The organism is Pseudoalteromonas sp. S327, from assembly GCF_005886415.1.
Taxonomy (GTDB): Bacteria; Pseudomonadota; Gammaproteobacteria; order Enterobacterales; family Alteromonadaceae; genus Pseudoalteromonas; species Pseudoalteromonas atlantica.
In genome coordinates, this window is sequence record NZ_PNDP01000087.1 from 1 (window position 1) to 13,450 (window position 13,450).

Below are 13,450 nucleotides of genomic sequence, written 5' to 3' on the forward strand. Positions count from 1 at the left end.
ACTGACCCCATGCCGAACTCAGTAGTGAACAGAAACAGAGCCGATGATAGTGTAGCATTTGCTATGTGAAAGTAGGACATTGCCAGGCTCAAAATACAAGAAAGCCCGACTCGAAAGAGCCGGGCTTTTTTACGTCTACAGAAAAGTAAAAATACATTCCAGATATTATTCGCACAGTCTCCTATTCGCACAGTCAACACAACCTCCGTAGCGTGGGTTGAGTATCACGAAACCCGTGGATAAGGCTCATCACACATCTGTAGGGTAAATATAGCGTTTCAGCAGCGAGCTTTACGAGTACTTTAGCGTAATTATGCTTGTGCGTAGTTAGATTTATTACCTAGCCAGCGATGAATTAAAGGGTCTATAAGGTCGGGGTTTTGCTTTAGCATTTGTTGTGCAATGGGCCTGACTTGATTTAACGTGTGTTTATCTCGAGTAAGATCCGCTATTTTAAATTCTGCTAAGCCAGTTTGTTTAGTGCCGAGCACTTCACCTGGCCCACGTATTTCTAAATCTCGCTCTGCGATGACAAAGCCATCGTTACTGTCTCTTAATACACCTAAACGTTTTTGAGCTGTGTGAGAAAGAGGGGCGTGATATAACAGTACGCAATGCGAACCGGTGGCTCCTCGTCCTACGCGCCCGCGTAATTGATGTAATTGTGCTAATCCTAAGCGCTCAGGATTTTCTATGATAATTAAACTGGCATTAGGTACGTCTACACCTACTTCTATTACTGTTGTTGCAACAAGTACGTGAATATTGCCTGCTTTAAAGTCGCTCATGATCGCTTGTTTTTCAGCGGCTTTCATACGGCCATGAACGAGCCCGACATTAAGCTCTGGCAACGCCTCTTTTAATTGTAATGCGCTGTCTTCAGCTGCTTGGCATTGTAGGGCTTCTGATTCGTCAATGAGGGTACATACCCAATAAACCTGTCTGCCTTGTTCATTACAGGCAAGCTTAACACGGTTTATTATATCGTCTCGGCGTGTATCAGGAATAGCAACGGTGGTTATAGGTGTGCGCCCAGGTGGTAACTCATCTATCACTGAGGTTTCTAAATCGGCATAGGCCGTCATAGCCAATGTACGCGGAATGGGGGTTGCGGTCATGACTAACTGATGAGGGTAACAATTACCAAACTTGCCTTTCTCACGCAGTGAGAGGCGTTGATGAACACCAAAGCGATGTTGCTCATCTATGATAATCAATACTAAGTTATTAAATTTTACCTCGTCTTGAAATAGGGCGTGGGTGCCCACTATCATTTGCGCTTCCCCTGAGGCGATTTTTTCAAGTGTATTAGTACGCTCTTTTCCTTTAGTTTTACCGCCTAGCCAGGCAACGTTAATCCCAAGACTTTCAAACCATTGCTTGAAATTTATTCCGTGTTGTTCAGAAAGGATTTCTGTAGGTGCCATCAGGGCAACTTGAAAACCTTGTGCTATTGCTGTTAATGCACTTAATGCTGCGACCAGTGTTTTACCTGAGCCTACATCACCTTGTACTAATCGCATCATGGGGTAGGCATGCTGTAAATCCCCTTTTATTTCGGCTACAACTCTATTTTGTGCATTAGTCGGTGCAAAAGGGAGTTGCGCTAAAAATTGGCTCTCTAATGTATTTGTAGGACTTAGGGAAACTGCACTTACTTGCTCCCCTTGCTCGCGTACTTTTAATAAGCTTAAGTTTTGGGCAAGTAGCTCTTCAAATACTAAGCGTTGTTGTGCCGGATGCATGCCTTGTTCAAGCGAAATAATGTCAACATCATTCGCAGGGCGATGAAGTAGCAATAAAGCGTCACTTAATTGCATATGTGAGGGTTGCCATTTTTCAGGGATAAGCTCTTCAACAGAATACTTATGTAATAAATCGATGGCTTGTTCACTTAACGCTCTAATTGATAATTGTTTTAAGCCTTCGGTGGTTGAATACACGGGGGTTAGTGTTGCGGCGGTTGGTTGCTCGTTTGGGGTATCGCTAATGCTGTATTCTGGGTGGCTCATTTCAAAACCAACGCGCCCGCGTCTTACTTCACCAAAGCAACGGATTATTTTGCCACTGCTAAATGCGTTTTTTTGCGCTGCTGTAAAATTAAAAAACCGTAAAGTAAGCCTACCTGTACCATCGTTTATTTGCACCACTAACATACGCCGTTTACCAAAGGTCACTTGGCTTGTTTCTATTGTTGCCTCAACAGTGCAGTGGCTGTGCAAAGTAACATCGTTAATAGCATAAATACGGGTACGATCTTCATAGCGTAAAGGCAAATGAAAGAGCATATCTTGCACGGTAGCTATACCTAGCTTTTGTAGGCGTTCGGCCATTTTTGGGCCTACCCCTTTAAGTTCTGTGATAGGGTATTGGCTTAAGCTAGGTTTAGACAATGTAGGCTCAAATCTGTTTATTTGTGAATGAGTTAAGTGTACTCACAGGTTTGCTAAGCATCAAGCATGTTTTAAAGCTTGCCAAAACTGCTCGTTAGCGACTATTTCACCTTCTTCATCGAGTGGTGGGTAAGGTAGGTTTTTTAATCTACATTGCTTAGCAATAACAGGGTGATACCCTTCAAAATACATAGGGTGTTTAATCTCTTCACTTAGCATATCGCGCTTATATAGCCCTGCTTTTTCTCGTTGCTGTTGTGCTTCAAATAAAATAAGCGCAGCAGCTACTGATACATTAAGTGACTGCACCATGCCTTGCATAGGAATAATAATGTTTTGATCGGCGTGTTCTAGCGCGCGCTCAGAAATCCCCGTTTTTTCTTGGCCAACGATTATAGCTGTGGGTTTTGTGTAATCGATTTCTCTAAAATCTACAGCATCTTCGCTCAAGTGTGTTGCTAATATTTGTACATCTGGGTTGTGCTTTCGCATCATTGCAGCAGCATCATCAATATTTTTATGCAGGTGTGTTTCTAGCCAGTTTTTACTGCCACCAGAAGTATTATTGGTCAGCCATTTTTGGTTTTCTGGCCATACAGCATGCACATGATGGCAACCTACTGCATCAGCACTTCTTACAATAGCTGAGAGATTATGATGTTTATGTACGTCTTCTAGGCAGACCGTTAAGTCTGTTTGGCGACGTGAGAGCACGTCTTTTATTCGTTGGTAGCGATTTTGCTGCATGGTGATCCTCTTTTTTGATAATTATACGTAATTTTATCTATTAAGGCATTACTGTGCGGCTAATTGGATTTTGCAAAGAGATTAAGGTCTCGGTTGATTGAATCGCCTCTATAGCTTGTATTTTATTAATGAGCACGTCTTGCAGATGGTCGATAGACTTGGCCATTACCTTTATAAAAATGCTGTAGTTACCCGTGGTGTAATAAGCTTCAACTACTTCTTCTAATGCTTCTAGTTTAATCAGTGTTTCTGGGTAGTCGCGAGCGTTGTTTAAGTTAATACCGATAAAACAACATACATCGTAACCAAGTTGCTTTGTACTAATGCTTAATTGGGTGCCGGTAATGATGCCCGCTTGTTTCATTTTTTCTACGCGCACGTGAATTGTGCCGGCACTTACAGCAAACCGTTTAGCTAATTCTGCGTAGGCTGTACGGGCATTGGCCATTAGAGCGTGAAGTATCTGTTTATCGAGATTATCGATTTGATAATTTTCCATTATTTTTGCTTACTTAAATTAGTGAATCTACATTTTTATACCGTGTAAATTAATCGATTTTACATATTAAAGCTATTTTTATTATGGGTTATTGAATTAAAAGTTTAAATCGTTACAGTAACCTCATTAAAAGCGCCTGCAGGGCGTTTTTTCATTAATAAGCAAGTAACAATAACTGGGAATGAGGCCAATTATTATGAGTTCACACTATGTGCAGCAACAGCAGCAAATAAGTAAAGTTAAGCAGTTTTTTTCACAGCAATTAGAGCTGCAACTAGGGTTAGTTGAAGTTCAGGCTCCTATTTTGGCCAAAGTAGGTGATGGCACACAAGATAACCTGAGCGGCCACGAGAATGCAGTTGCTGTTAACGTAAAAGCAATTACCGATAGCAGCTATGAAGTTGTTCATTCGCTTGCTAAATGGAAACGTAAAACGCTAGCGACTTATGGCTTTTCTGTAGGTGAAGGTATTTATACGCAAATGAAAGCGTTGCGCCCAGATGAAGACTCATTAAGCCCAATACACTCTGTTTATGTTGATCAATGGGACTGGGAGAAGGTAATTTGCCAACGTACTGAACGTACGCTCTCTACATTACAAGACACAGTTAAAGCCATTTACACTGGCATCAAGCAAACAGAGCAGTTTGTAAGTGAAAGCTTTGGTATAGCCCCATTCTTACCCAGTGAAATCACGTTTATACACAGTGAGCAATTACGCAAAATGTACCCTGAATTTAGCGCAAAGCAACGCGAAAAAGCCATTGCACAAGAGTACGGTGCGGTATTTTTAATTGGTATTGGTGGTGCATTAGGTGATGGCAAAATCCATGATGTACGCGCTCCAGATTACGACGATTGGTCTACCCAAACGATTGACGGATACACAGGATTAAATGGCGATATTTTAGTGTGGAACCCTGTGTTAGAAGATGCCTTTGAAATATCATCTATGGGTATTCGTGTAAGCCCTGATGTATTAAAAGCGCAATTGAGCATAACAGGCGATGAAGAACGCCTAGCATTCGATTGGCATAAAGCATTACTAGAAGAGGCTTTCCCACAAACAATTGGTGGCGGAATAGGGCAATCGCGCTTAGCAATGTTATTACTGCAAAAGCAGCATATTGGACAAGTCCAAGTAGGTGTATGGCCAAAGCAAACGCACGATACGGTAAGTGGCTTACTGTAAATTATAAAGGGCGCTAAATGCGCCCTAATGTGTTTTAAAGTTTATTTCTACTTTATTGTTTTGTAGGTTTATATTGCAAGGTGGGTAGTTGCGGGTAGTTTTTAATACTTTATCAAAAATATGGATCTCTACCCCTGAGTGTAATGATGTATTAACGACGAGATTTGCATCGCTTAGTAGGTCGTGGAGTTCATGATCTAGGCTAGATAACTTTTTCTCTAGCTGCTCTGCTTGTTGGCAATAATGCTGCTGTGTTGCGCCAATTTTTTTAATGAGCAGATTCTTTTTTTCTATATCTTTTACTTTATCTGCTTTTTCTAGTGCTGCTTGAAGGGTATCAAGCTGCTCATCGGTTTTTGCTAAATCTTTAAAGCAGTTATCTGTGTCGGCCGTTATTTCAGCGCCGGATGCGGCTAAATTGATAGCCATTTTTGCGCCTGATTCATTGCCTATTTCGCCAGCTATTAACACGGTTGCATCAAGAATCTCTCCACCAAAAATTTTCCCTTTGGGTAACTCTGTTTGGCCAACTTGTAATAAGTGTTTTGCTTTAATCGCACAATGGCTAGCTTGGCGGTCTATAAAAATGTTTTTGCCTTGCATATAACAGTATTGTGCGTGAGATACATGAACATCACCTTCACTTTTAATAGAGCAAGACAAAGTTTTATCTTCGAGCTTTTGATGGCCAATAATGCCTTGCTTTACAGTGATGTTTCCGCCGGCTGATAATTCGCCAGATTCGACCGTGCCAAAAACAGTAATGTCGCCTTTTGCCGTGACTCGCATTCCTGGGTCAATGTTTTTAGTCACAATAACACTGCCTTCAAAATCAATATGGCCGCTTTTAACATCTACATCAGAGATGGTAAAAATATCATCAACTCGCATACCGTTAGGTATTTCTACGGGGACTCCCGCTGTTGTAGAAACAAGCTCGAGCGGATTTGTTTTTGATATTTCGGCGCCTTCGCCTGCCACTAACTTTTTATTCTCACCGGGTTTAGCCGGTAGTATGTCACCTACTACAGTGAATCCTTCTTTACCGGGAGTTGCAGGTTGTTGGCGGATCAGTACAGTGCCGGGCTCTACGCTTGCCAGTTTACCAAAGTCGCGCATATCAACACTGCCATCTTCCTTCATTTTTGGTGCTTTTAGGCGATCTTTGAGGGTTTCTACCATAGCTACAAATTTTGTTGCTGTGCCTTCTGCTGGTAGGCGGCCTTTGGCTAGAATCCCTTTTGCCACTGTACCTGGGGGTAAGTTAAATTGTTTATCTAAAAGCTGCTCTAAAAAAGCTTGTTTGTAACCACGAACAACCCCTGCTTTTATGAGTTGTTTTTTGCCCTCTTCTAATGAAAGTACTTTACCACCATAAGCTAAGGTTAGCTCACCTATGGCTTGCATTTTATCTTCACTTAACGTTACCACAAGCGATGCATCGTGCTTACTTGCTACAACCAAGGTTGGCTCATTATTTTGCGCTTTAAAAAAATTATCAATAGCCTCGTGGTCAATTTTGCATTCGCAAAACGTCGACTTCTCGAGTGCATCAATTATAAAAGCGGCGCTAGGTGGAGCGTGCTTACTTACATCAAGTAATACGTTCCCATTATTGGCAAGCTTAAACACTAGTTAATCCTTTTCTACTACTTAAGTTAAGATTGATTTTATTGCATGATTACAGAGTGCTAGATATTTACATGTGAGTCAAGAAAGGGCGATAAACAAAGGCTAGCAGTAAAAAATAGAGCTATAAAGGGGGTTTATAGCTCTGTATTTATTAATTAGTTGAAGGAAGTTCCATAATGCCGTCAATTTCAACTTGTGCGCCTTTTGGTAGAGCACGTACACCTAGTGCTGCACGGGCAGGATAAGGCTGCTTGAAATATTGGCTCATTACTTCATTAACAGTGGCAAAGTTTGATAAGTCTGTTAGGTAGATATTAATTTTAACAAGATCTTGGATTTTACCGCCTGCTTCTTCGCACACCGCTGTAATGTTTTTAAATACTTGATGTGTCTGCTCGCTAAAGTCTTCTGAAACCATTTCCATTGTTTCTGGGACAAGTGGAATTTGTCCAGATAAATAAACGGCAGTACCTACTTTAACCGCTTGGCTATAAGTGCCGATGGCAGCAGGTGCTTTTTCGGTAGAAATAAATGCTTTATTCATGAGTTTCCTATTTTACTTTTTACGATAGACTCTTTGCACATCAGGCATCACGCGAATGCGGCGCATAATATTAGCAACATGGACGCGGTTTTTAACGGTAACGCCCAAGTCTATCACATATAAATTACTTTCTTTTTCGTCGGTAGTGATCTCAACAATGTTGGCTTGGGTTGTAGCAACAACATTCGTGAGTTTAGCCAAAGCCCCTTGGTGATTAATTATTTCCACCCGTAGCGCAGCTATATATTCTTTTTCTGGATTGTCATCCCATTTTACAACCAGGTATTTTGAGCGTTCGTTTTCCCAGCCGCGAATATTTTTACATTCTTGGCGGTGAACGGTAAGCCCTTTACCTTGGCTAATATGTGCAGTGATGGCATCCCCTGGTACAGGTCGGCAACACTTAGAATAATTAACCAACATGCCTTCGGTACCAATAATGGTTGCTTTGGCTTGTTTGCTAATATCTGACAAGTCGTCGCTTTCTTCTTGCAATAAGCGTTTAGCGATTAACACGCTCATTAAGTTACCTGCGCCTATTTCTACCAGTAATTCTAATACTGTAGATAGTTCGTGCTCTTCGAGTACGCGGGCTATGTTTTCATCCGCAATGCTGTCGAGCTTATTTTCACCCAAGGCAGAATCGAGTAAACGCCGGCCTAATAACAGTGCTTCTTCTTGGTGTTGGCTCTTAAGGTAGTTTCTTATCCCTAAACGGGCTTTACCTGTAACTATAAAGTTCAGCCACGTTGCATTAGGGTGTGCACCCGAGCTGGTAATAATTTCAACACTTTGCCCAGTATCTAAGGCTTTGCTTAGCGGGTAAGGTTTACGGTTTACCCTTGCACCTACACAAGTGTTACCTACATCAGTATGCACCGCGTAAGCAAAATCAACCGCGGTAGCGCCCATTGGCAACTCTACTATGCGGCCATCGGGGGTAAATACGTATATTTCTTCTGGGAACAGCTCGGTTTTAACGTTCTCGACAAATTCGAATGATGAGCCGGCACTTTGCTGAAGCTCCAGCAAACTTTGCATCCATTGACGCGCACGCTGTTGAGCTGTGTTACCCGCGCCATCACCGGCTTTTTTATACATCCAGTGCGCAGCAACCCCTTTATCGGCCATGTGATCCATGTCATGCGTACGCACTTGTATTTCTACCGGAATACCGTGTGGGCCTACTAATGACGTATGCAAAGACTGATAACCATTTGTTTTAGGTACGGCAATATAGTCTTTAAAACGCGTTTCGATAGGTTTATACAGGTTATGTGCAACACCTAACACGCGATAACAGGTATCCATTGCATCTACGTTTATTCTAAAGGCGTAAATATCCATTACCTCATTAAAAAGCAGCTCTTTATTTAGCATTTTTTTATAAATGCTATAAAGGTGTTTTTCGCGCCCAGAAACCGTCGCCTTAATACCAGACTCTTCAAGACGTGCTTCTATTTCGGTTTGAATATTAGAAATAACTTCTTTGCGATTACCTCGCGCTTTTGCCACTTCAGATTTAAGTGCGCGATGACGCATAGGGTATAAAGCCTGAAAACCTAAATCTTCTAGCTCATTTTTAATATCGTGAATACCTAAACGGTTTGCAATAGGTGCGTAAATTTCAAGTGTTTCACGGGCAATACGACGGCGCTTATCAGGGCGCAGAGCGCCTAATGTACGCATATTGTGAGTACGATCGGCCAGTTTAATTAAAATAACCCGAATGTCTTGGGTCATAGCCATGATCATTTTTCGGTAGTTTTCAGCTTGGAATTCTTTCTTGTCTTTAAAGCTGAGCTTATCGAGCTTACTTACCCCTTCAACAAGTTCGGCAACCGTATCGCCAAATATTTCGGCTAAGTCCTGTTGGCTAAAATCGGTATCTTCAATAACGTCATGCATTAGCGCGGCCATAAGTGTTTCATGGTCAAGGTGCATGCCAGCAAGAATTTGGGTTACTTCAACAGGGTGAGTAATGTACGGCTCGCCGCTTGAGCGAGTTTGCCCCTCGTGAGCCTCTCGGGCTACCACGTAGGCTTTTTGCACTAGCTCTACTTCAGCAGCAGGCAAGTATTCAGATATTTTCTTTTTAAGACCTTCAAAAAGATACATTCACACTCCAATGTTCTCGTGAAGCAATAAGTAACGGTAAGTAATAGAATATACGATGAAAAGAGGGGATTGCCAACGGCTAGAGTAGAAATACTGAGCCGTTGACTAAATCAAACCGGGTGGTTGATTATTGATTACCGCCAACAATAGCAGCAACCGCAGCTAATTCAGCTGCTTCTTGGTGTTGTTGTTCTTCACGGTCAATAACGTCCATTGATGAACTATCAACTAAACCTTTTTCGATTTCACGTAGAGCGATAACGGTTGGTTTGTCATTTTCAGCGTCTACTAGTGGGTCTTTACCACCAACAGCAATTTGGCGGGCACGACGAGCCGCAACTAAAATTAAGTCAAAACGATTACCAATTGCATCTACTGCATCTTCAACTGTTACGCGAGCCATCTCAGCACTCCAAAATAATTTAAAAGCAAAGGCGTAGTTTACTGCAAGCAGCTTGTTTCGCCAATAGCCAGTGGTTAATTTTTACTAGTTTTCCCTGTAAAGGGCATAAATGGCTTATTTAAGTAAGTTTGTAATTAAATCGTGATGACGGCTAGCTTGGGCTTTTAACGTTAAGCGCTGCGCTAACACGATAGTTTCAATATTGCTAAGGGCGGTTTCAAAATCATCGTTAACCACAACATAATCATATTCATTGTAGTGCGATGTTTCTGATTGCGCTTTAGCCATACGCCCAGCGATGACCTCGGCAGAATCTTGGCCTCGGTTATTTAAGCGCTGCTCAAGCTCTGCTTTAGAAGGCGGCAAAATAAAAATTGTTTGCACGCTTGGCATAATTTCGCGCACTTGCTGCGCGCCTTGCCAGTCAATATCTAAAAATACATCAATACCGGCATTCAGCTGCGACTCAATAGCCTGCTTTGAAGTACCGTAGTAATTATCGAATACTTGCGCCCATTCAAAAAAATCATCTTTGGCAATTAATGCTTTAAATTCATCGGCGCTTACAAAGTGATAATGCACCGCATTTTCTTCACCAGGGCGAGGGCTTCGAGTGGTATGCGAGACCGATACTTTCATATCTGCGTGTTTTTTTAGTAACGCCGTGATTAAGCTAGATTTACCCGCACCAGAAGGCGCCGATAAAATAAATAAATTTCCGCGAGTTTGAGCCATGTTTTTCTCTACTTAAAATAAACAGGCTTGGATTAAATCAATAACCCAAGCCTTTAATGACACTATTGTACTTTATTTAACTAATTGTGCTCAAGTAAGTAGCACACAAGTACGATTACTCAATATTTTGAATTTGCTCTCTCATCTGCTCAATGAGCACTTTTAGCTCTACAGCTGCATTAGTAATATCACTATTAATAGACTTAGAGGCTAGGGTGTTTGCTTCGCGGTTAAACTCCTGCATCATAAAATCTAAACGGCGGCCACAGGCGCCACCTTTATTAAGAATTTTTTTAGTTTCTTTTACGTGCGATTTTAAGCGGTCGAGTTCTTCGGCAACATCTTGCTTTTGCGCAAGGTAAATAAGCTCTTGTTCAAGGCGAGATTCGTCAATGTCGGTTTTTAAGTCTTCAAGCTTTTGATTAAGCTTTTCACGCTGCCACTTTGCTATTTCTGGTAAGTGACTTTCTACTACAGTAACTTGCTCAAGTATGGCATCAAGACGAGTGGCAATCATTTCTTCTAAATTTGCGCCTTCATCGCCACGAGCTGATTTAAAATCTTCAACTACTTGGTCAAAGCCCGCTATAAGTGCTTTATTAACGGTATCTAAATCGAGCTCCTGTGCTTCCATTACGCCAGGCCAGCGCAGTATATCAACTGGGTTAATGTCGCCACTGCTTTGTTGCTGCACCCATTTAGCACTATTTATTAGTTGCTCAGCAAGTGACTCATTAATTGATAGCTCACCCACGTGTGCTGGATTTGCAACAAACTTTAAAAATACTTCAACTTTACCGCGTTGCAAATTTTTACGTAAACGCTCACGAATTACCGGCTCCATGCCACGAAATTGCTCTGGTGCGCGAATAAACGTTTCAAGGTAGCGCTGGTTTACTGAACGAATTTCCCAGGTGCCAGTGCCCCAATCGCCTTTAATTTCGCGACGCGCATAAGCAGTCATACTGTGGATCATGGATAAGTTCCTAAAATTTATTAATACAATATTGCGATGATTATACCGTAACACTGCTTAACCTCTAGAGAAAATTTATTACGCTGAATATTTTACAATCAGCATGGCATCTACCTGCACATGCACTTATAATGTCGCAAATTCAGAATTAAGGGGATCGTCAATGCGTCCAAGCGAAAGAACACCTAACCAAATTAGACCGGTATCATTTACACGTAATTACACATTACACGCTGAAGGCTCAGTACTTGTTGAGTTTGGTAATACCAAAGTACTTTGTACTGCTACGGTTGAAGCAGGTGTACCACGTTTTATGAAAGGCCAAGGTAAAGGTTGGATCAACGCTGAATACGGTATGCTACCGCGCTCAACGCATACGCGTAACGCACGTGAAGCAGCACGTGGCAAGCAAGGCGGTCGTACTATGGAAATTCAACGCTTAATTGCTCGCGCATTAAGAGCTGCAGTAGATTTAAAAGCGCTTGGCGAAAACACCATTACAATTGATTGTGATGTGATTCAAGCTGATGGCGGAACACGTACTGCATCTATTAGTGGTGCATGCGTGGCTTTAGTTGATGCACTTACTCACATGCGCGCTAAAGGAATGATCAACTCAAACCCACTTAAGCACATGATTGCTGCTATCTCGGTAGGTATTTATAAAGGCCAACCAATTAGTGATTTAGAGTACCTTGAAGATTCTGAAGCCGAAACCGATATGAACGTAATTTTAACTGAAACAGGTAAAATTATTGAGGTGCAGGGTACCGCAGAGGGCGAACCATTCTCGTTCGACGAATTAGATGAGCTACTTACACTGGCTAAACATTCAATCCGTGAAATTATTGACGTTCAAAAACAAGCGTTAGCATAAGCGAGAACCCCAATGAAAGATTATCAAAAAGAGTTTATTGAATTTGCTTTAGAAAAGCAGGTTTTAAAATTTGGCGAGTTTACCCTTAAATCAGGTCGTACAAGCCCATACTTTTTTAATGCTGGCCTTTTTAATACAGGACGTGATTTAGCACGTTTGGGTCGTTTTTATGCATCAGCCCTTGAAGACGCTGCAATAGAATACGACGTTTTATTTGGCCCAGCTTATAAAGGTATTCCTATTGCAACCACTACCGCAGTAGCGCTGGCAGATCACCATGATAAAGATGTACCTTATTGCTTTAACCGTAAAGAGAAAAAAGCACATGGTGAGGGTGGAACATTAGTAGGTTCTGCATTAACGGGCAAAATTATGCTGGTGGATGATGTGATCACCGCAGGCACTGCAATTCGTGAATCTATGGAAATCATTGCCGATAACGGCGCAGACCTAAGTGGTGTACTAATAGCACTTGATCGCCAAGAAAAAGGCAAAGCTGAGCTTTCAGCTATTCAAGAGGTTGAGCGCGACTTTAATACCAAAGTGATCTCTATTGTAAAATTAGCTGATCTTATTAGCTACCTTGAGAGCCAAGGTACAATGGACGAGCATTTAGCATCAGTTAAAGCATACCGAGATCAATACGGTATTGCCTAACTAAAAAAGCCTCGCAATTGCGGGGCTTTATTTTGACCAGAGTAAATAGAGCTAATAATGAAAGATGTATTTAAACCTAACGGCCTTGGTATAAAGCGTATATTTAAAGCAACGTATTGTTCATACCTTGGTTTTAAAGCGGCCTTTATAGAAGAAGCGGCTTTTAGGCAAGAGTTGCTACTTAGCATTATTTTGCTACCCATTTCTTTTTGGCTAGCTTCATCGGTATTACATTGGGCATTGTTAGTAAGTACATTACTGATCATATTGATTGTGGAATTACTTAATTCAGCAATAGAAGCGCTCACTGATCGCGTAAGTACAGAGCGCCATGTATTATCGGGGCGTGCGAAAGATATGGGATCTGCAGCGGTAACACTCTCATTAATGATCCTTACGATCGTGTGGGGTGCAAGTTTGTATATAAAGTTATTTCAGTAAACCCTCTATATAAACCAATTAATACACCTGAAATGTTAATAAAGTGCTAGTTATGTTGTGTTTTTAGCGCATTTAGCTCAAATACTCAGCGAACAGTCATTTATTTCAAGTTTTCTTCAAAAAAGGGTTGATCTGTTTTCGGATCTCCCTATAATGCGACCCCACTGAGACGGCAGAGCGCAACGCATAGCGAGGCAAGAGCTACTTAGTAAGTCGAGTAAAACTTACTTTTAAAA

The 13,450-nt window shown here is 41.6% G+C and carries 13 protein-coding genes; 4 read left to right on the top strand and 9 right to left on the bottom strand.

The genetic code is table 11. From position 1 onward, the window contains the following. Positions 1–311 precede the first annotated feature (311 nt). Genes recG through asnC form a run of 3 tightly spaced genes read right to left on the bottom strand, consistent with a single transcriptional unit; the run spans position 312 to position 3,639 of the window. Complete coding sequence (gene recG / locus CWB60_RS19685) at positions 312–2,393, bottom strand: ATP-dependent DNA helicase RecG (protein ID WP_138579898.1); 2,082 nt, start codon at positions 2,391–2,393, stop codon at positions 312–314. Between the two features lie 60 nt (positions 2,394–2,453). Continuing rightward, the gene (trmH, locus tag CWB60_RS19690) at positions 2,454–3,140 is read right to left on the bottom strand and encodes a tRNA (guanosine(18)-2'-O)-methyltransferase TrmH (protein ID WP_138579897.1); all 687 of its coding nucleotides are present in this window, start codon (positions 3,138–3,140) and stop codon (positions 2,454–2,456) included. A 40-nt stretch (positions 3,141–3,180) separates the two neighbouring features. Next, on the bottom strand, positions 3,181–3,639 hold the full coding sequence (gene asnC / locus CWB60_RS19695; RefSeq protein WP_004588258.1) for a transcriptional regulator AsnC: 459 nt from the start codon (positions 3,637–3,639) through the stop codon (positions 3,181–3,183). Positions 3,640–3,835: 196 nt separating this feature from the next. Between asnC and asnA the strand changes: the two genes are divergently transcribed. After that, the gene (asnA, locus tag CWB60_RS19700; RefSeq protein ID WP_064384891.1) at positions 3,836–4,831 is read left to right on the top strand and encodes an aspartate--ammonia ligase; all 996 of its coding nucleotides are present in this window, start codon (positions 3,836–3,838) and stop codon (positions 4,829–4,831) included. Positions 4,832–4,855: 24 nt separating this feature from the next. Here the strand turns inward: asnA and CWB60_RS19705 are convergent, their stop codons facing one another. From CWB60_RS19705 to CWB60_RS19730, 6 genes are all read right to left on the bottom strand, one after another. After that, positions 4,856–6,463: a flagellar assembly protein A gene (locus CWB60_RS19705; RefSeq protein WP_054983951.1), complete on the bottom strand. Its 1,608-nt coding sequence runs from the start codon at positions 6,461–6,463 to the stop codon at positions 4,856–4,858. Positions 6,464–6,614: 151 nt separating this feature from the next. Next, positions 6,615–7,007, bottom strand: coding sequence for a deaminase RidA (gene ridA / locus CWB60_RS19710; RefSeq protein WP_004588255.1), 393 nt, complete (start codon positions 7,005–7,007; stop codon positions 6,615–6,617). Between the two features lie 12 nt (positions 7,008–7,019). Next, positions 7,020–9,125 carry a bifunctional GTP diphosphokinase/guanosine-3',5'-bis pyrophosphate 3'-pyrophosphohydrolase gene (spoT, locus tag CWB60_RS19715; RefSeq protein ID WP_004588254.1) on the bottom strand — a complete coding sequence of 702 codons (2,106 nt, stop codon included), beginning with the start codon at positions 9,123–9,125 and terminating at the stop codon, positions 7,020–7,022. A 127-nt stretch (positions 9,126–9,252) separates the two neighbouring features. Further along, complete coding sequence (gene rpoZ, locus CWB60_RS19720) at positions 9,253–9,528, bottom strand: DNA-directed RNA polymerase subunit omega (protein WP_004588253.1); 276 nt, start codon at positions 9,526–9,528, stop codon at positions 9,253–9,255. A 114-nt stretch (positions 9,529–9,642) separates the two neighbouring features. Next, positions 9,643–10,263 (bottom strand): guanylate kinase, encoded by a 621-nt coding sequence (gmk, locus tag CWB60_RS19725; RefSeq protein ID WP_064384893.1) that lies wholly within the window; start codon positions 10,261–10,263, stop codon positions 9,643–9,645. Positions 10,264–10,378: 115 nt separating this feature from the next. Further along, positions 10,379–11,239 (bottom strand): YicC/YloC family endoribonuclease, encoded by an 861-nt coding sequence (locus CWB60_RS19730; protein ID WP_024032427.1) that lies wholly within the window; start codon positions 11,237–11,239, stop codon positions 10,379–10,381. Between the two features lie 163 nt (positions 11,240–11,402). Here CWB60_RS19730 and rph point away from each other — a divergent pair, with 163 nt between their 5' ends. From rph to CWB60_RS19745, 3 genes are read left to right on the top strand one after another with little or no spacing between them, the layout of a single operon-like run. Continuing rightward, a complete protein-coding gene (rph, locus tag CWB60_RS19735; protein WP_004588248.1) occupies positions 11,403–12,116 on the top strand; it encodes a ribonuclease PH in 714 nt (237 codons plus the stop codon). 12 nt (positions 12,117–12,128) lie between these two features. After that, positions 12,129–12,773 (top strand): orotate phosphoribosyltransferase, encoded by a 645-nt coding sequence (gene pyrE, locus CWB60_RS19740; RefSeq protein WP_004588247.1) that lies wholly within the window; start codon positions 12,129–12,131, stop codon positions 12,771–12,773. Positions 12,774–12,830: 57 nt separating this feature from the next. Next, positions 12,831–13,214, top strand: a complete 384-nt coding sequence (locus CWB60_RS19745; RefSeq protein WP_004588246.1) for a diacylglycerol kinase — start codon at positions 12,831–12,833, stop codon at positions 13,212–13,214. Positions 13,215–13,450 lie beyond the last annotated feature (236 nt).

Excerpts from the sequence above, each read along its gene's own strand:
- CWB60_RS19745 (WP_004588246.1), top strand. The coding sequence starts at position 12,831 with ATGAAAGATGTATTTAAACCTAACGGCCTTGGTATAAAGCGTATATTT.
- rph (WP_004588248.1), top strand. The coding sequence starts at position 11,403 with ATGCGTCCAAGCGAAAGAACACCTAACCAAATTAGACCGGTATCATTT.
- ridA (WP_004588255.1), bottom strand. The coding sequence starts at position 7,007 with ATGAATAAAGCATTTATTTCTACCGAAAAAGCACCTGCTGCCATCGGC.
- pyrE (WP_004588247.1), top strand. The coding sequence starts at position 12,129 with ATGAAAGATTATCAAAAAGAGTTTATTGAATTTGCTTTAGAAAAGCAG.
- gmk (WP_064384893.1), bottom strand. The coding sequence starts at position 10,263 with ATGGCTCAAACTCGCGGAAATTTATTTATTTTATCGGCGCCTTCTGGT.
- asnC (WP_004588258.1), bottom strand. The coding sequence starts at position 3,639 with ATGGAAAATTATCAAATCGATAATCTCGATAAACAGATACTTCACGCT.
- spoT (WP_004588254.1), bottom strand. The coding sequence starts at position 9,125 with ATGTATCTTTTTGAAGGTCTTAAAAAGAAAATATCTGAATACTTGCCT.
- asnA (WP_064384891.1), top strand. The coding sequence starts at position 3,836 with ATGAGTTCACACTATGTGCAGCAACAGCAGCAAATAAGTAAAGTTAAG.
- trmH (WP_138579897.1), bottom strand. The coding sequence starts at position 3,140 with ATGCAGCAAAATCGCTACCAACGAATAAAAGACGTGCTCTCACGTCGC.
- CWB60_RS19730 (WP_024032427.1), bottom strand. The coding sequence starts at position 11,239 with ATGATCCACAGTATGACTGCTTATGCGCGTCGCGAAATTAAAGGCGAT.
- rpoZ (WP_004588253.1), bottom strand. The coding sequence starts at position 9,528 with ATGGCTCGCGTAACAGTTGAAGATGCAGTAGATGCAATTGGTAATCGT.